The sequence below is a fragment of the Crenalkalicoccus roseus genome, assembly GCF_004761865.1.
Classification (GTDB): domain Bacteria; phylum Pseudomonadota; class Alphaproteobacteria; order Acetobacterales; family Acetobacteraceae; genus Crenalkalicoccus; species Crenalkalicoccus roseus.
In genome coordinates, this window is sequence record NZ_SJDM01000012.1 from 71,209 (window position 1) to 86,706 (window position 15,498).

Below are 15,498 nucleotides of genomic sequence, written 5' to 3' on the forward strand. Positions count from 1 at the left end.
GGCTCAGCCCCGCACCGCCAGCAGCGGGAAGTCGCCGATCGCGCGCGGCGTCGCCTGCTGGCTGTCGGCCTGCCGCGCCGCGCGCAGCTCCGCCTCCGCCTGGCGGAACAGCACCTCGGTGCGGGAGGCGTTCTCGGTCAGCGGGATGCAGAACTCGGCGGCGAGGCGCGCCACCAGCGCGGCGGCGAAGAAGGGCGGGAAGGCGCTCTCCTCGGGGCGGAAGATGTAGGTCAGCGTCACCTGCGGCGCGTCGGTGTGCAGCCTGCCTTCCAGGATGCGGTAGGCGAGGCCGCGGCCGCTGCCCGGTCCGCCGGCCGAGAGGGCGCGCAGGAAGCCGGGCGGAAGCTGGAAGGCGTGGGCGAAGTCCGCCGCCGGCCGCGCGGCGAGGCGCGGCAGCGTCGCCTGTGCCGTGGCGAAGCTCCAGGGATGCACCGAGAGCAGCGCGTCGCGCACCGAAGGGTAGAGCGCGGCGGCCACCTCGGCCTCGGCGGTGCCCTCGTCGAGGGAGGCGACGGGCTGCGCGCCGATCTTCAGGAGGGCGCGCGAGCAGAGCGCGAGCGCGGAAAGGACCATCGGAGATTCCAGGGCGAGGGTTTGCGGAAGACCCGGCCGGCGGTACCGCCGGCCGGGGTGCGGGGGGCGCGCGAAGGCGCCGCGCGCGGATGCGCGCGATGCGGGCCTTGCGCGCGCGGCTGGACGTTATTCCTTGGCGCGCATCCGCGTCTCATTCCTTGGCGCGCATCCGCATCTCATTCCTTCGCGCGCATCCGCGTCTCATTCCTTGGCGCGCATCCGCACGACGCCGGTGTTGTCCACCAGCACCGCACCCTGGCTCATCATGGTGTTGACGAACCAGGCTGCGCGATCGCCGTGCCAGGTGATGTCGGTGGTGATCTCGCTCGCCACCGCGTGGCCGATCGCGGTCTTGTGGTAGAAGTAGCAGTAGCGGAGCGAGCCGTTCAGCGTCAGCCCGCTGTGCGGGATCCACAGCGCGCCGAGCCATCGCTTCGCCTGCGCGCCCTTCCAGGGAAGCTGGTCGTCGCCCACGTAGTCCGCATTGGCGAACTCCTGGATGGTCAGCAGCTCGCTCCACTGCTTCCAGCCGACAACGGCGAAGCGCTGGCCATCGTCCGGCACATCGGCCATGCCCAGCATCTCGAAGGCCAGCAGCACCTTGGCCCGCGTCAGCCCGTCATTGTCCGTGGTGCCGCTGGCGGTGCCCGTCGCCTCGCGCGTGCCGGCATCGAGCGCGGCGATGATCAGCTCGTCGGTCTTGCGGCCGAGCGCGTAGGCGCCGGCATTCGCCACCACGGCGCGCTCGTCGTGGTTGATCTTCAGCTCGTCCATCCGGTCGATCCAGTCGCCGGCGTAGTAGTCCTGCAGGAAGCACTCGACGGTGGTGTGGTCGAGGTTCATCACCGGCACCACGCCGTTGCGCGCCTTGGCGCCGGCGGTGCCGCGGCCGACCTTCTGGAACACGGTGGAGGCGCCGCGCACGTCGGTCTTGCTGCGCACGGTCGGGCGCAGCTTGCTGCCCTGGCGCTGGTAGGCCTCCTGCACCTCGGCCTGGTACTGCTTGACGAAGGCCTGGTCGATCGAAGCGGACATGCTCTTGTCCTTGGGCTGGGGTTGGAGGTGCGCGCCGCGGTCGGTTGGCCGCTCGGGGCCGCCGCGGCGCGCGCGCCGCGAGCCCGCCCCCGGGCGGGAGCGGGTTGGTCGCGGCGCGGATCGGGAAGGCGGGGGCGGGAGGCGGCCGTTCGGGCGCCTCCCGCCCCGCGCCGGGGGCACCCGCGACCTGCCTCGCGGGTGCCGGCGGCGGAGCGAGCGTCGGAGGAGGGGCAGGCGACGCTCCAGCCCCGCCGCCCCGTCAGCCGTTCACCAGGCGGCGGAAGCCCTCGGTGACGCGGCGGACGAATTCGGGCTCGCGGGTGCGCCAGTAGCGCGGGTCGCGCATCATGGCGCGCAGCTCCTGCTCGCTCTCGGCCTTGGGCGGCACCGCCTCGCGCGACAGCGTCGGCTCGCCCTTGCGCATCATCTGCTCGAGCGCGAGCACGCCCTCGGCGGTGGAGGAAAGCGCCTCGAACACCGGCGGCGGCAGGTTGGCGCGCCCCCAGGCCGCGAGCTGCGCCGCCACCTTGCGGAAGCGCTCGGGCCCGCCGAAATGGGCGTGCAGCTTCTCGCGCTGGCGCTCCGCCTCGAACTCGGCGGCGGCCTCGGCGATCAGCGGCAGCAGGCGCTCGGCGGCCAGCTCGTAGACGAGCTGGGCCTGCTCGTTCGTGAAGTTGGCCGCGTGCAGGCGGCGGTTCACCTCCGGATCGGCGCAGCAGAGGTCGTGGGGGGCGCGGATCTGGTAGGCGTCGGGGCTCTCCGGCACGCCGAGCAGGGCGCGGAAGCGGGCGAGCTCCTCCGGCGCCGCGTCGGGGCCCGGCGGACGCTCGCGCTGGGAGAGGCGCCGCTCCAGCTCGCGATAGGACTTCAGCAGCGCCTCCACGCGGATGGCGCGGCGCTCCGGGTCCCAGAACTTCTCCGGGACGTCCTGCGGACGCTCGGGCGTCGCCTTGTCCGTCTCCGGCTGCAGCAGGTTCTCGGGCATGCTCGGGATCACTCCGGGTTGGCGGGAGGGGCGGGGGGAACCAGGACCTCGGCGGGGGCGCCGAGGGTGCGGGCGAGCCAGCGCGTCGCCGCGGCGGCATCCACCTGCGCGGCGGCGGCCGGCCCCATGGCGCCGACGGCCTGGAGGAACAGCAGCGTGTTCGCCGCGTCGGCGCGGCCCTGCACGCGGGCGAGCGGGCTCTCGTAGCGCAGCACCGCCTCCCGCCCGTCGAGCAGCAGGGGCGGGATCTCGCCGCGCCGGCGCAGGATGCCGAGGCAGCGCGTGACGAGCGGCGTCAGCAGCTCGGCCTGCAGGCGGCCATAGGTGGCGCCGAGCAGGCGCGCCGTCTCGGCCGCGCGCTCGAGCACCTCGGTCGCGGTGCGCCGCGCGTCCTGCGGCATGCCGATGCGGTCGGCCATCAGCGCGGCGCGGATGCGCGCCCGCAGGTCCTGCAGCACGATCTGGGAGACGTCGAAATTGCCGGGCGCGGCGAGCGGCGTCAGCCCGCTGCTGCCCGGCGCCTTCGGGATGATCGCGCCGGGCACGAGCTTGATCGTCGCCGGGTTCAGCACGCCGTCATCCTCGGCCTGCCAGATGCCGGTCACCGCGATGGAGGCGTTCTTCAGGACCAGCTCCACCACCTTGTTGGCGGTGCGGATGTCCGGCAGCGCCTTCATCACCGGGCTGCGGCCGTAGGTCTCGCCCGGCGCCTTCAGCCAGCGGAAGGCGATGCAGGGGCTGTCGGCGAAGCGCCCCTCGGCCAGGCGCAGCGGCCGGTCGGGATCGGCGGCGAGCAGCACCATGTGCCGCACCGCGCCCTGCTCCGGCCAGATCGCCTCGAGCAGCGGCAGGGGCCGGTCCTGCGGCAGGTCGCGGGGCAGGGTGGCGGCGGGGAAGCGGGCGCGGAGTTCCTCTGCGGTCAGACGCGCCTCGCGGAAGATCGTGCTCAGGCGCCCGTCCGGCCCCTCCTCCAGCACCGCGGCGCGCAGCGGTACGGCGGTGAAGCGGAAGGCGGAGGCCTCGCCGAGCGGCGCCTCCTCCACCAGCAGTACGCCGGTGCCGGCGATCACCAGGTCGAGGAAGGCCTGGTGCATCTCGATGGCGAAGTTGGAGCGGTCGAAATGCCCCTGCAGCACGGCGGCCGCGTCCTCGAGCGCCGCGGCCACCGCCTGCGCCTCGGCCGAATCCTGCACCGGTCGGCCGGGCGAGAGGCCGAACCAGCGCGACCAGGGCGGCGTCAGCTCGGCGAGCAGGGAGGCGGCGAGTTGCTCGGCGGCGTCGGCGGCGGTGGCGTCGAACAGCGCCGGCGCACCGGCGGCGGGCGGCAGCGCGTGGTCATAGCAGGAGTGCCAGACCGGCTCGATCGGCCGCCGGCGCTCCAGCGCCGCGGCGTAGCGGGAGAGGATCTCCGCGGGGCGCATGGTCATTCCCCGAGCAGGGTCTTGCGCCGCGCCGCCGGCAGCGGGGCGAGCACGCCGCGGGCGGAGGTGGCGATGGTGCCCGGCCGGCCGCGCAGGCTGCGGGCCCGGGCCTCGGCGCGCGCCGCCTCGCCGACCGTCTCGGCCTCCGCGGTCGGTGCGGGTTCGGGCTGGGTCGGGGCCGGGGCGACGATCACGGGTTTCGGGGCACGGAACAGGCCACCCATGCGCGGCACCTCTCGTCTGGGTTCGGGGATGTTCCCTCCGGAAAAGGAGCGGGCCCGGCTCCTGGGAGAGCCGGGCCCGCGCAGTCCGGATGGGGAAGGGAGGAAGACCTCCGGGCACAGTTCGCCCGTTGGCAAGACCCTTCTATTCCGGCACGGCACCATCAGTCAAGAAGTTTTTCCTAATCCCGTTCCGATTCCGAAGCTTGCTGTAGAGGCCGAAGGGGGTCAGCGCGAAGGGCGCGGCGCCGCCCAGCACGGCCCGGCACAGCGCCACGCAGGAGAAGGGGGTGAGCGGCGGCAGCAGGCGCCGGCGCGGCGCCCCCGGCCGGAACGGCCCGAGCACCGCGAAGCCGGCGCGGCGGTAGAAGCCGGGCAGGTCGAAGCCCGGCGGCAGGGCCAGCCGCGCCACCACCAGCCGCCCCGAAAGCGGGTCCAGAACCGTCCAGCCGGAAGCGTCGGCAAGCGCCGCGAAGCAGTGGCGGAAGCCCGGCCGCAGCGGGCGCAGCCAGGGCTGGTCCGCCCTGCCGCCGAAGACGATCCAGACCCGCTGCGCCTCCTCCTCGGCGGCGCGGCGGTGCGCGGGGCGGGCCGCCCGGGTCACGGCGCCTCCCCCTCCCCGGGCCGCCGCAGCGGCACGGGCTCGGCCGCCGCAGGGGGCTGGAATTCGGGCCCGACGACGATGCCTTTGACCCGCAGCGGCCATTCCAGCCGCGACATCGCCTCCCGCCACAGCCGCCAGTCGCCGCGCTCGCGCGGATAGCGCGGGTCGGGCGCCGCGCCGCGCTCGCCCCAGATGCGCATGATGCGCACATGCGTCAGGTCGATGCGACGCTGGCGATAGAGGCGGTCCAGGCACTTCACGACGTCGTCGGGCTCGCAGGGGCGGCTGACCTGGCCACGACCGGCGACGATGCGGGCGCCGTCGCCGCGGGCGATCAGGGCGGCCATGGTCCAGAACCAGGCCTCCTCGACGCTGCGGAAGGGCTCGGTGCGGGCCAGGGGGGCGTGGACCGGCACGTGGCTGGGGCGGAGGGCGACTGGCATCGGAACAGCTCCATCGTTGCGGAACGTTCCAGGAACATACACCTGTGGTTGTATGACCGGCAAGGGTTAATAAGAAAACAAGCCTATTGCGCTCCGACTCAAGACCTAGGATGTTATCCCCAAGCCAACCGCCAGATCCGGCAGGCCCGGCCCCGCCCCCAGGGCGGCAGGCCGCGGCGGCGCGGCACGGGAACAGCCATGCGGCACGACGATGTTTGGCGAGCCATAGACGCCCTGGCGGCGGAGCGCGGCCTGTCCGCCTCCGGCCTCGCCAGGAAGGCCGGGCTCGACCCCACCGCCTTCAACCCCTCCAAGCGCATCGGCGCCGACGGCCGGGCGCGCTGGCCCTCCACCGAGAGCATCGCCAAGGTGCTCTCCGCCACCGCCACCGGCATCGAGGAATTCGCCGCCCTCGTCACCGGCGCCCCGGCCCTGCCGCGCGGCGCCGGCCGCGCCCCCGCGGCGCGGCGCATCCCCCTCATCGGCCTCGCCCAGGCCGGCAGCGAGGGCTATTTCGACGATGGCGGCTACCCGGTCGGCGGCGGCTGGGACGAGATCGCGCTGCCGGAGGTGGGCGACCCCAACGCCTACGCCCTCGAGATCTCGGGCGATTCGATGGAGCCGGTGTTCCGCGACGGCGACATCGTCATCGTCGCCCCCGGCGCCCCGGTGCGCCGCGGCGACCGCGTGGTGGTGCGCACCCAAAGGGGGGAGGTGATGGCCAAGGAGCTGAAGCGCCAGTCCGCCCGCCGGATCGAGCTGCGCAGCCTCAACCCGCAGCACCCCGACCTCGCCTTCGATCTCGCCGAGATCGCCTGGATGCATCGCATCGTCTGGGCGAGCCAGTAGGCCCCCGCGGCTTGCGCCGGCCGGGCCGCCGCGCCCATATCCGGCGGATGGACCTCGACTTCACCGATGCCGAGCTGCACCGCTACTCCCGCCACATCCTGCTGGCCGAGGTCGGCGCGGTCGGGCAGGCCAGGCTGCGCGCCGCGCGGGTGCTGGTGGTGGGCGCGGGCGGCCTCGGCTCGCCGCTCGCGCTCTACCTGGCGGCGGCGGGGGTCGGCACCATCGGCCTCGTGGACCATGACGCGCTGGAGCTCTCCAACCTGCAGCGCCAGGTGGCCCACACCACCGCCCGGCTCGGCCGCAACAAGGCGGAGAGCGCGGCGGAGACGATCGCCGCCCTGAATCCCGAGGTGCGCGTCGAGACCCACGCGCTGCGCATGGACGCCGCCGCCGCCGAGGCGCTGATCCCGCGCTACGACATCGTCTGCGACGGCACCGACAACTTCCCCACGCGCTTCCTGCTCGGCGACGCCTGCCACCTGCTCGCCCGCCCCCTGGTCTCGGCGGCGGTGCTGCGCTTCGAGGGTCAGCTCTCGGTCTTCCAGTCCCATCTCGGCGCGCCCCATCCCTGCCACCGCTGCCTGCACCCGGAGATGCCGCCCGAGGGGCTGGTGCCGAGCTGCTCCGAGGCCGGGGTGCTCGGCGCCGTCACCGGCGTGATGGGCACGCTGCAGGCGACGGAGGTGCTGAAGCTGCTCCTCGGCATCGGCACGCCCCTCGCCGGCCGGCTGCTGCTGTGGGACGCGCTGGACGCGCGCTTCCGCACCGTGACGCTGCGCCGCGACCCGGCCTGCCCGCTCTGCGGCGAGGCGGCGACGATACGCGACCTCTCCGCCCACCGTGCCGCGCCCGCGCCGGCCTGCGCCGCCGCCTGATGGCGCGCCCCCTCGGCATCCTGCTGCGCTCCGGCGGGCACGAGGCGGCGCACTACGCGCTGGTGCTCGCCACCGGCGCGGCGGCGCTCGGCCGCGCGGTGACGCTCTTCGCCACCAACGCCGGCTGCCGCCTGTTCCTCGACCCGACGCCGCTGCTCGCCGATTCGCGGGAGGCGCTGCTTGCGGCGCGCGGCGTCGCCCCCATTGCCACGCTGCTGCCCGCCGCCGCGGAGCTCGGCGTGCGGCGCATCGCCTGCGAGGCCGGGCTGCGCGCCGAGGATCTCGGCGCCGCCGCGCTCGCGCCGGGGGTGGAGGTGGCCGGGGTGGCGAGCTTCCTCGCCGCGGTCGGCGAGGGGCAGATCGTCGCGCTGTAACGCGCGCTTGACCGCGACCGGCCGGGCTTGGCATGCCCTTGCCCGTGCACCGCTCCTTCCTCGCCATCCTGCCCCTCTGCGCCCTGCTGGCCGCGCCTTCCGCCATGGCGCAGAGCAGCCTCGGCGCGCAGACCCCCGTGCCGCCGCCGCAGCGCCCCCAGGCCGCGCCACCCGCGCCGCCGCCGGCGCGCCCGGCGCAGCAGGGAGCCGCCCCCCAGCGCCCCGCGCCCCAGGCCACCGCCCCCGCGCGGCCCGCCGCGCCGCCGCGCGCCCCTGCTGCCGCGCAGCGCCCCGCCGCCCCGGCGCCCGCGCCGCCGCAGGGCACGGCGACGCAGCGCCCGGCCGCGCCCCAGGGACCGCAGGCCGGGCAGCCGCGGCCGCGCGCCGCCCCGGCCGCCGGCGCGGCGGCGGCAGGCGCCGTCGCCGCGGGTGCCGTCGCCGCCGCCCGCCCAGGCGCCAGCGCCCCGGCCGAGCCTGCCCCGCCGCGGCTTGGCAGCGCCACCGGCCTGCCGCTGCCGCGCTATGCCGCCCTCGGCTCCAACCAGGTGAACCTGCGCATCGGCCCCGACCTCCGCTATCCCGTCGAGTGGACCTACCAGCGCAGGGACCTGCCGGTGCTGATCATCGACGAGCACCAGATCTGGCGCCGGATCCGCGACCCGGAGGGGACCGAGGGCTGGGTCCAACGCCCCCTGCTCAGCAGCCGCCGCACCTTCCTGGTGCGCGGCGAGGAGCGCGTGCTGCGTCGCCGCGCCGAGGAGGAGGCCGCGCCGGTCGCCCGCCTCAAGCCCGGCGTGATCGGCCGCCTGCGCCGCTGCCCCGAGGCCAGCGCCTGGTGCGAGGTGCAGGTCGGGGATTATCGCGGCTGGCTGAAGCGCAGCGAGATCTGGGGCGTGGCGCCGGACGAGGCGGTGAACTGATGCGCCCGGCGGCGTCGCCGGGCATGTCCGCGCGCGGCCGCCGGCACGAGGGCCGCCCTGGCTCCCCGCTGGACGATCGCCCCCGGCCGGTCCTAGCCTGGGCGCATGAGCGACCCCGACAGGACCCCCGCCACCCATGACATCGGCGGCCTGAGCCGGTTCCGCTGCACCCCGGTGGAGCACGACGAGTCGCCGCCGGATGCCTTCGGCAAGCGCGTGGACGCGCTGCGCCAGCTTCTCGCCGCCAAGAGGCTGATGACGGTGGACGAGCTGCGCCGGGGCATCGAATCCATCCCCGAGGACGAGTACTTCGCCCTCACCTACTACGAGCGCTGGCTGCGCTCGATCACCGCGCTGATGCTGGAGAAGGGCGTGGTGACGGAAGAGGAGCTGAGGGGATGAGCGACGACGCCGCGCCCCGCTTCTCCCCCGGCGACCGCGTCCAGGTCCGCGACGACTGGCCGGAGCGTCGCGGCCCCTGCCACATCCGCACGCCGCACTACCTGCGCGGCCGCACCGGCACGGTGGAGCGCGTGCTCGGCGCCTTCCCCAACCCGGAGGACCTCGCCTTCGCCCGGCCGGCGCCGCGCCGCGTGCTCTACCACGTGCTGTTCGACCAGCCGCCCCTGTGGCGGGAGGGCGAGCCCGGCGACCAGGTGCTGGTCGAGATCTTCGAGCACTGGCTGGAGCCGGCCGCCGCGCCGGCGAAGGAGGCCGCATGAGCCCACCCCCCCGCCCCGACTCCATCGCCGGGCTCGAGCGCCTGATCGCCGCGCTAAAGGCGAAGGGGATCGTCACCGAGGAGGAACTCGCCGCGCGCCAGGCCCAGACCGACAAGGCGAGCCCCGAGACCGGCGCGCGCATGGTCGCCCGCGCCTGGGTGGACCCCGCATACCGCGCGCTCTTGCTCCGCGACGGCACCGCGGCGGCGGAGGCGATGGGCGTCTCCATGGCCGGTGCGCCGCCGCTCGGCGTGCTCGAGGACACGCCGACGCGCCACCACGTCATCGTCTGTACCCTCTGCTCCTGCTACCCGCGCGCCGTGCTCGGCTACCCACCGCCCTGGTACAAGAGCTTCGCCTACCGCGCCCGCGTGGTGCGGGAGCCGCGCGCGGTGCTGGCCGAATGGGGCACGGTGCTGCCGCCCGGCGTGGAGGTACGGGTGGTGGACAGCACCGCGGATTACCGCTGGATGGTGCTGCCGCTCCGCCCCGCGGGCACGGAGGGGTGGAGCGAGGGGCGGCTTGCCGCGCTGGTCACGCGCGACGTGCTGGTGGGCGTGGCGCTGCCGCAGCCGCCGGTCGCCGCCGCCGCCGAATAGCGCCCGCTCCGGCGAGCCCGCCGAAGCGGTGCGGCGGCCGCTCGACAGGGGCGGAGGCGCGGGCCATGAAGACGTGCCCCGCCCCAGCGCGCCGCCCGTGACCTTCCGGAGGGTGCGCCGCCGGTGACCCGACGGGGCCGCGCCGGACCGCCCTGGCCGGCGCGCGTCGCGGCGGGTGCCGCTCGCCTTCCCCCGCAACGCCGCCGCTGACCGCCTCCCATGTCGCCGAAGGACGCTCCCCGCCTGCCGCAGGACGCCGCCCGGCCCGCGCCGATGCCGGATCCGGCCGACGGGCTGCCGGTGCCGCGCCGCTACTGGGCGGTCGCCGCGGTGCTGATCTCCATCGCCGCCACGGTGCTGGACAGCGCCATGCTGAACGTGGCCCTGCCCGGCATCGCCCGCGACCTCGGCATCGCGCCGGCCTCCGTCGCCTGGCTGCAGATCGCCTACCAGCTCACTGTCGTCACCACGCTGCTGCCCCTGGCCTCGCTCGGCGAGGTGGTCGGCTTCCGCCGCATCTTCCTCTCCGGTTTCGCGGTGTTCGGCCTCGCCTCGCTCGGCGCCGCGCTGGCGCCCGGCTTCGAGGCGCTGCTCGCCTGGCGGGTGCTGCAGGGGCTCGGCGCCTCGGCGGTGATGAGCCTGACCGCGGGCCTGATCCGCCACGCCTATCCGCTGCGCCAGCTCGGCCGCGCCATGGGGATCAACGCCATCGTGGTCGCGGTCTCGGGCGCCTCCGCCCCCTCCCTTGCCGCGGCGATCCTCGCCGTCGCGTCCTGGCCGGCGCTGTTCCTGGTGCATGTGCCGATCAGCCTCCTCGGCATCCTGATCGGCCTGCGCAGCCTGCCCGATCCGGAGCGCGCGCCGCGCCGCTTCGACGCCGCCGGGGCGGCGCTGAACGTGCTGGCCTTCGGGCTGTTCTTCCTCGGCCTCGACCTGGTCCTGCAGGCGACGCTGCCGGCGGTGCTGCTGATGGCGGGGGGCGTCGCGGCGGGCTGGCTCCTGGTGCAGCGCCAGCTCAGCCAGCCGGCGCCGCTGCTGCCGGTGGACCTGCTGCGCATCCGCACGATCGCGCTCGCCGTCGCCGCCTCGGTCTGCGGCTTCTCGGCCTGGCATGCGAGCTTCGTCTCCCTCCCCTTCCTGCTGCAGGGGGCGGGCTACAGCCAGGTGGAGACCGGCCTGCTGATGACGCCCTGGCCGCTCGGCATGGCGGTCGCGGCGCCGCTCGCCGGCCGCCTCTCGGACCGGGTGCCGACGGCGCTGCTCTGCGCGATCGGGATGACGGCGATGGCCGCCGGGCTCGGGGTGATCGCCGCCGTGCCGCCGCTCGGCCAGGGGCTGCTGCTCGCCGGCATGATGGCGCTGTGCGGCGCCGGCTTCGGCTTCTTCCAGACCCCGAACAACCGCACCATGATCGGCTCCGCCCCCAGGACGCGCAGCGGCAGCGCCGGAGGGATGCAGGCGACGGCGCGGCTGCTCGGCACCACGCTTGGCACCACCACGGTGGCGCTCTGCTTCCAGGCGGCGGGGGCGGACGGCGCGCGGGTGGCGCTGCTGGCCGGGATCGGCTTCGCTCTCGCCGCCGGCGCGCTCAGCCTGTCGCGGCGCCGGACCGCCTGATCTGCCCGGCGACATCGCCGGACCTGTCCGCGCGACGAGGCGTGGAATGGCCGCCAGAGCCGTTTCCCGCCCTCCGCGATCACCCTACTCGGCGCGCGCGCGCGCCGGCAGGGGCTGGGCCATGCCCTCGGGCGGCCGGATCAGAACCGAGACCGGCGCCAGCACCAGGCCGCGCTCCTCCAGCCCTGTCGCCCAGGCGGCCACCCGCTCGACCAGCACCGGCGAGGCCTCCCCGCCATAGCCGAGGGCCGAGCCCCGCTCCCGCGCCAGCCGCTCCAGCATCTGCAGGCGCAGCTCGATCTCGCCGCGGGTCGCCGGCTCGTCCACCACCAGATCCACGGTTCGCCCCCAGGCCCGTTCCGGCCCGCGGGCATTGGGACGGGGATCTATGTAGAGCAGCCCCCTGCCGTGCAGCGCCTGCTGCACCATGCCCAGCCGGTCGCCGAGCAGGGCGAAGCGCTCGCCCCGCATCGGCCCGTGCGCCCCGATCACCCCGACATAGCCGGCGAAGCGGGACAGCACCCAGTCCAGCCGGTCCTGGTTCTCCGTCATGGGAAGGCCAGTCAGCAGCGCCCGGTCGCCCGGATTGTTCAGGGGGTAGCCGGTGGGCTCCATCGGCAGCGCCACCAGCAGTTCCATCCCCTTGGCGCGGGCCTGGTCGAGCAGCGGGCCGGGGCGCGGCGCGTAGGGGCTGAAGGCCAGGGTCACGCCGCCCGGCAGGCGGCGGATCGCCTCCTCCGTCAGCGCCGCGTTGAGGCCGAGGCCGCCGATGACGAGACCCACGCGCGGCCGGCGATCCTGCCGGTCGAAGGGTCGGGCATAGGCGCGGATGGAGCTGCGCCCGCCGGGGCCGATCATCGGCAACGGCCCATGCGGCCCGTCCTCGAGCAGGGAAGGGTCGGGCGCGGCGATGGCGTGGCCGGAGGAGGCGGCGGCGCGCTCCACCGCCGCCAGCGGCGGCGGCTCGGACAGCAGGGCCGCCGCAGGGTGGGACGCCGCCGGAGTCTGGCCGGCGTCGGGCACGGTTTCGGGCGCCTCCGCCTCGGCCCTGGCGGGTTCGGGCAGCGGCCCCTGCCAGGCCAGCCAGCCGAGCGTGCCGACGGTGCCGAGACCGATCACCAGCCAGGTGGCGATCAGCAGCCGCCAGCCACGGTGTGTGGACAAGGATGCCTCCCGTCGGGCCGGGAGCGCTGCGGGGCCCTCCCCCACATCGCTCCTTCCCGTTCGCCGCCTTCCGCCCTTCCCGCCGCGGCGCGCCCGGCCTGGCGTGGAAGAGGCGTCCGGGCCGCCGCGGGGTGCCCGGGCCCGCCGCGGCGGCTCCAACCCTTCGCCTGCGGAGCGGAACCGCGCTCCGCCCCGCGGCGTGAACCATTGCCACGGGTCACGCCTTCGCCCCTCCGCTCCGGCGGCACTGCCTTCGCGGATCGGGCGCCGCGGCGTGATCCACCCTGGCGAATCGCGCTTCCGCCCTTGCCGGGCGAGCGGCCCGCCGCTCCGGCGATCCCGCCTCCGCGAAGCGGGCGCTGGAGCCGTCTCCGCCCGGCCGGGCTCGCGGCAACGCCTCCGGCCCTTTGTCTGCAGGGCGGAAGCACGCTCCCGGCCGTTTCCCGTCCGCCGCGATCCGTTCTAGCGGGCGGCGCGGCGGGTCGGTGTCTGGACCTGCGCCGCGGCCATGGCCCGCAGGAGCTGCACCGCCTGCTGGAGCTGGTGGTCGGTCTCCGGCTTCGCCGGATCGAAGGCGGGCGCCCCCTCCGGCGGCAGGCGCTGCACGCTCTCCACAATGTGTGATGGCAGATTCAGCGGCGGCGGCGGGATGCGCGGCTGCTGCTGGGCGCTGCTGCTGTCGTTGCGCAGCGCGCGACGCAGCTCGGCCTCGCCCCGCTCGCGCCGCGCCTCGGCGGTCTCGCGCTGCGCCAGCACCTCGATGTCGGGCTCGATTCCCATGGCCTGGATGGAACGGCCGGAGGGCGTGTAGTAGCGCGCCGTGGTCAGGCGGATGGCGCCCTGCCCGGGGATCGGCATCACCGTCTGCACGCTGCCCTTGCCGAAGGACTTCACGCCCATGACGATGGCGCGGCGGTGGTCCTGCAGCGCCCCGGCGACGATCTCGGAGGCCGAGGCGGAGCCGCCGTTGATCAGCACCACCATGGGCAGCCCCTGGGCAATGTCTCCGGCGCGCGCGTTCCAGCGCTGCGCGTCCTCGGGCCGCCGGGCGCGGGTGGAGACGATCTCGCCCTGGTCCAGGAAGTCGTCCGTCACCTGCACCGCCTGGTCGAGCAGCCCGCCCGGGTTGTTGCGCAGATCCAGCACCAGCCCCCTCAGATTGTTGCCGGCCTGCTGGCGGATGGCCTGCATGGCGCGGCGCAGGTTGGTCTCGGTCTGCTCGTTGAAGGAGGTGAGGCGGATGTAGCCGATGTCGTTCCCCTCCAGGCGGAAGCGCACCACCTGCGGGCGGATGATGTCGCGGGTGATGGTGAGGTCGATCGGCCGCTCCGCGCCCTCGCGGCGGATGGTGATGCGGATGGAGGTGCCACGCTCGCCGCGCATCTGCTCCACCGCCTCCTGCAGCGAGAGGCCCTGGGTGGAGGTGCCGTTGAGGTGGGTGATCAGATCGCCCGGCTTCACCCCGGCGCGGAAGGCCGGCGTGTCGTCGATCGGGGAGACGACCTTGATGTAGCCGTTCTCCTGCGTCACCTCGATGCCGAGGCCGCCGAACTCGCCCCGCGTCGAGACCTGCATGTCGCGGAAGCTGCGCTGATTCAGGTAGGAGCTGTGCGGGTCGAGCCCGTTCAGCATGCCGTTGATGGCGTTCTCGATCGCCTCGCGGTCGTTGATCGGCTCCACGTACTCGGCGCGGACGCGCTCGAAGACGTCGCCGAACAGGTTGAGCAGCCGTTAGGTTTCCGCCCTCCCCCCGTCCTGCGCCCAGGCGGCGACCATGGGGCCGACCATGATCCCCGCCGCGAATGCCGCCGCCAGCCCTGCCGCCGTCCCAAGCCCACGCTTCATGCGCCACCCTGTCCCTTCGCTGCCAACCCGTGGCCGCCGCAGGCCTTGATGATAGTGCCGCCCGCGGCTTTTGCGCTGGTAAATCGCATCGCGTTACAACTCGTCGTGAGCGCCATCCCGGTGGCGGACCCGTTCCCCCAAGGTCGCTCCCCGCCGCCCGGAGCCGCTACCCGCGGGCCGAGAGCCAGGGCCGCGGATCCACCACTTGGCCGTTGCGCCGCAACTCGCCATAGAGGGTGGCTCCTCCACGGCCATCCGCTCCGAGCACGCCGACGGGCTCGCCCGCCAGCACGCGCTGGCCCGCCGAGGCATCCAGCCGGTCGAGGCCGGCCAGGACGAAATGGTAACCCCCGCCGCAATCCACGATCAACAGGAGGCCGTAGCTGCGGAAGGGAGCGGCGAAGGCGACGCGGCCGGCGCAGGGGCTGACCACGCGCGCGCCGGGCGCCGCCTGCCAGGTGAGGCCCCGTGCCGGACCGCCCTCCCCGGCCGCGCCGAAATCCCGCACCACCCGCCCGACCACGGGAAGGGCGCGTCCACCGCGCGCCGGCGGTGGCGGCGGCGCCCGGGAAGCCGCCTGGGCGGCGGCGGCGCGTTCCTGCGCAGCGCGGCGGCGCGCCTCGGCCTCCTCGCGGGCCCTGGCCGCCGCCTGCTCGCGCAGGAGCCGCGCGAGCGCCGCCTCCAGCGTGCGTGCCCGCGCGGCGCTGGCCTCGGCACGCCGGGCCGCTTCGGTCTCGGCGTCCGCGGCCCTGGCGCGGCGCTGGCGGGCCGTGCGCAACTCCTCCTCCAGCGCGGCGACGGCGGCCCGCGCCGCCTCCTCCGCCGCCGCCAGCGCCTCCGCCTGGCGTGCCGCCTCGGCGGCGCGGCGCCGCGCCTCGGCCCCGGCCGCCTGCAGCGAGGCCGCCTCGGCGGCGAGGTTGCGGGAAAGCCCCTGCAGCACGAGCAGACCGCGCAGCGCCTCCTCCGGCGGGGCCGGGACGGCGAGCAGGGATTCCGCCGGCCACAGCGCCAGGGCGCGCATCACCGGCAGCATCGGCGCCAGCGCCGCGGCGCGCGCCTCCAGCGCCTCGCGCGCCGCCGCCGCGGCCTCCCGGGCCTCGCGGGTGCGGGCCTCGGCCTCCTGCAGACGCTGCTCGGCGGCCTGCACGCGCCGCGCCGCGGCGACCCGCCGCTCGGCCAGCAGCCGCTCCTCCTCCGCCGCCTCCGCGGCGGCGCGGGCGGCCGCTTCCGCGGCCTCGCGTGCCGCTGCGG

At 75.5% G+C, this 15,498-nt stretch carries 18 protein-coding genes; 8 read left to right on the plus strand and 10 right to left on the minus strand.

Going from position 1 to position 15,498, the window contains the following annotated elements:
* Window positions 1–3: 3 nt before the first annotated feature.
* From ET526_RS11035 to ET526_RS11065, 7 genes are all read right to left on the minus strand, one after another.
* Entirely contained in the window at window positions 4–573 is a 570-nt protein-coding gene (locus ET526_RS11035; RefSeq protein WP_135467750.1) for a hypothetical protein, read from the minus strand.
* Between the two features lie 201 nt (window positions 574–774).
* Window positions 775–1,608: a phage capsid protein gene (locus ET526_RS11040; protein ID WP_135467751.1), complete on the minus strand. Its 834-nt coding sequence runs from the start codon at window positions 1,606–1,608 to the stop codon at window positions 775–777.
* A gap of 259 nt (window positions 1,609–1,867) precedes the next feature.
* A complete protein-coding gene (locus tag ET526_RS11045) occupies window positions 1,868–2,593 on the minus strand; it encodes a capsid assembly protein (protein WP_135467752.1) in 726 nt (241 codons plus the stop codon).
* A gap of 8 nt (window positions 2,594–2,601) precedes the next feature.
* Window positions 2,602–4,020 (minus strand): portal protein, encoded by a 1,419-nt coding sequence (locus ET526_RS11050; RefSeq protein WP_135467753.1) that lies wholly within the window; start codon window positions 4,018–4,020, stop codon window positions 2,602–2,604.
* The gene (locus tag ET526_RS11055; protein ID WP_135467754.1) at window positions 4,017–4,238 is read right to left on the minus strand and encodes a hypothetical protein; all 222 of its coding nucleotides are present in this window, start codon (window positions 4,236–4,238) and stop codon (window positions 4,017–4,019) included. The genes ET526_RS11050 and ET526_RS11055 overlap by 4 nt, the downstream gene beginning before the upstream one ends.
* A 142-nt stretch (window positions 4,239–4,380) precedes the next feature.
* Window positions 4,381–4,839, minus strand: a complete 459-nt coding sequence (locus ET526_RS11060; protein WP_135467755.1) for a hypothetical protein — start codon at window positions 4,837–4,839, stop codon at window positions 4,381–4,383.
* Window positions 4,836–5,282, minus strand: a complete 447-nt coding sequence (locus ET526_RS11065) for a hypothetical protein (RefSeq protein ID WP_135467756.1) — start codon at window positions 5,280–5,282, stop codon at window positions 4,836–4,838. Before ET526_RS11065 ends, ET526_RS11060 begins: the two co-directional genes overlap by 4 nt.
* 198 nt (window positions 5,283–5,480) lie before the next feature.
* Between ET526_RS11065 and ET526_RS11070 the strand changes: the two genes are divergently transcribed.
* The 8 genes from ET526_RS11070 (at window position 5,481) to ET526_RS11105 (ending at window position 11,238) form a co-directional block, all read left to right on the plus strand.
* On the plus strand, window positions 5,481–6,131 hold the full coding sequence (locus tag ET526_RS11070) for a S24 family peptidase (RefSeq protein WP_135467757.1): 651 nt from the start codon (window positions 5,481–5,483) through the stop codon (window positions 6,129–6,131).
* Window positions 6,132–6,178: 47 nt separating this feature from the next.
* Complete coding sequence (locus ET526_RS11075; RefSeq protein ID WP_135467758.1) at window positions 6,179–7,006, plus strand: HesA/MoeB/ThiF family protein; 828 nt, start codon at window positions 6,179–6,181, stop codon at window positions 7,004–7,006.
* Complete coding sequence (locus ET526_RS11080; RefSeq protein ID WP_135467759.1) at window positions 7,006–7,380, plus strand: DsrE family protein; 375 nt, start codon at window positions 7,006–7,008, stop codon at window positions 7,378–7,380. Before ET526_RS11075 ends, ET526_RS11080 begins: the two co-directional genes overlap by 1 nt.
* A gap of 32 nt (window positions 7,381–7,412) precedes the next feature.
* Window positions 7,413–8,300 carry an SH3 domain-containing protein gene (locus ET526_RS11085; protein WP_135467760.1) on the plus strand — a complete coding sequence of 296 codons (888 nt, stop codon included), beginning with the start codon at window positions 7,413–7,415 and terminating at the stop codon, window positions 8,298–8,300.
* A 105-nt stretch (window positions 8,301–8,405) separates the two neighbouring features.
* Window positions 8,406–8,702 carry an SH3-like domain-containing protein gene (locus tag ET526_RS22385; RefSeq protein ID WP_135467761.1) on the plus strand — a complete coding sequence of 99 codons (297 nt, stop codon included), beginning with the start codon at window positions 8,406–8,408 and terminating at the stop codon, window positions 8,700–8,702.
* On the plus strand, window positions 8,699–9,022 hold the full coding sequence (locus ET526_RS22390; protein WP_135467762.1) for an SH3-like domain-containing protein: 324 nt from the start codon (window positions 8,699–8,701) through the stop codon (window positions 9,020–9,022). Before ET526_RS22385 ends, ET526_RS22390 begins: the two co-directional genes overlap by 4 nt.
* A complete protein-coding gene (locus ET526_RS11100) occupies window positions 9,019–9,621 on the plus strand; it encodes a nitrile hydratase subunit alpha (RefSeq protein WP_135467763.1) in 603 nt (200 codons plus the stop codon). The genes ET526_RS22390 and ET526_RS11100 overlap by 4 nt, the downstream gene beginning before the upstream one ends.
* Before the next feature lie 219 nt (window positions 9,622–9,840).
* Entirely contained in the window at window positions 9,841–11,238 is a 1,398-nt protein-coding gene (locus ET526_RS11105) for an MFS transporter (RefSeq protein WP_204623600.1), read from the plus strand.
* A gap of 84 nt (window positions 11,239–11,322) precedes the next feature.
* Here ET526_RS11105 and ET526_RS11110 read toward each other — a convergent pair whose 3' ends face one another.
* The 3 genes from ET526_RS11110 to ET526_RS11120 form a co-directional block, all read right to left on the minus strand.
* On the minus strand, window positions 11,323–12,402 hold the full coding sequence (locus ET526_RS11110; RefSeq protein WP_135467764.1) for a divergent polysaccharide deacetylase family protein: 1,080 nt from the start codon (window positions 12,400–12,402) through the stop codon (window positions 11,323–11,325).
* 462 nt (window positions 12,403–12,864) lie between these two features.
* The gene (locus tag ET526_RS11115) at window positions 12,865–14,082 is read right to left on the minus strand and encodes a S41 family peptidase (protein ID WP_408869762.1); all 1,218 of its coding nucleotides are present in this window, start codon (window positions 14,080–14,082) and stop codon (window positions 12,865–12,867) included.
* Window positions 14,083–14,413: 331 nt separating this feature from the next.
* Window positions 14,414–15,498, minus strand: a 1,085-nt coding sequence (locus ET526_RS11120) for a murein hydrolase activator EnvC family protein (protein ID WP_135467765.1), incomplete at its 5' end; no start/stop codon positions are given.

What these genes read in the sequence shown, in the direction of transcription:
- ET526_RS11055 (WP_135467754.1), bottom strand. Translation starts at nt 4,238, where the DNA reads ATGGGTGGCCTGTTCCGTGCCCCGAAACCCGTGATCGTCGCCCCGGCC.
- ET526_RS22390 (WP_135467762.1), top strand. Translation starts at nt 8,699, where the DNA reads ATGAGCGACGACGCCGCGCCCCGCTTCTCCCCCGGCGACCGCGTCCAG.
- ET526_RS22385 (WP_135467761.1), top strand. Translation starts at nt 8,406, where the DNA reads ATGAGCGACCCCGACAGGACCCCCGCCACCCATGACATCGGCGGCCTG.
- ET526_RS11050 (WP_135467753.1), bottom strand. Translation starts at nt 4,020, where the DNA reads ATGACCATGCGCCCCGCGGAGATCCTCTCCCGCTACGCCGCGGCGCTG.
- ET526_RS11045 (WP_135467752.1), bottom strand. Translation starts at nt 2,593, where the DNA reads ATGCCCGAGAACCTGCTGCAGCCGGAGACGGACAAGGCGACGCCCGAG.
- ET526_RS11085 (WP_135467760.1), top strand. Translation starts at nt 7,413, where the DNA reads ATGCCCTTGCCCGTGCACCGCTCCTTCCTCGCCATCCTGCCCCTCTGC.
- ET526_RS11100 (WP_135467763.1), top strand. Translation starts at nt 9,019, where the DNA reads ATGAGCCCACCCCCCCGCCCCGACTCCATCGCCGGGCTCGAGCGCCTG.
- ET526_RS11065 (WP_135467756.1), bottom strand. Translation starts at nt 5,282, where the DNA reads ATGCCAGTCGCCCTCCGCCCCAGCCACGTGCCGGTCCACGCCCCCCTG.
- ET526_RS11080 (WP_135467759.1), top strand. Translation starts at nt 7,006, where the DNA reads ATGGCGCGCCCCCTCGGCATCCTGCTGCGCTCCGGCGGGCACGAGGCG.
- ET526_RS11075 (WP_135467758.1), top strand. Translation starts at nt 6,179, where the DNA reads ATGGACCTCGACTTCACCGATGCCGAGCTGCACCGCTACTCCCGCCAC.
- ET526_RS11070 (WP_135467757.1), top strand. Translation starts at nt 5,481, where the DNA reads ATGCGGCACGACGATGTTTGGCGAGCCATAGACGCCCTGGCGGCGGAG.
- ET526_RS11040 (WP_135467751.1), bottom strand. Translation starts at nt 1,608, where the DNA reads ATGTCCGCTTCGATCGACCAGGCCTTCGTCAAGCAGTACCAGGCCGAG.
- ET526_RS11105 (WP_204623600.1), top strand. Translation starts at nt 9,841, where the DNA reads ATGTCGCCGAAGGACGCTCCCCGCCTGCCGCAGGACGCCGCCCGGCCC.
- ET526_RS11035 (WP_135467750.1), bottom strand. Translation starts at nt 573, where the DNA reads ATGGTCCTTTCCGCGCTCGCGCTCTGCTCGCGCGCCCTCCTGAAGATC.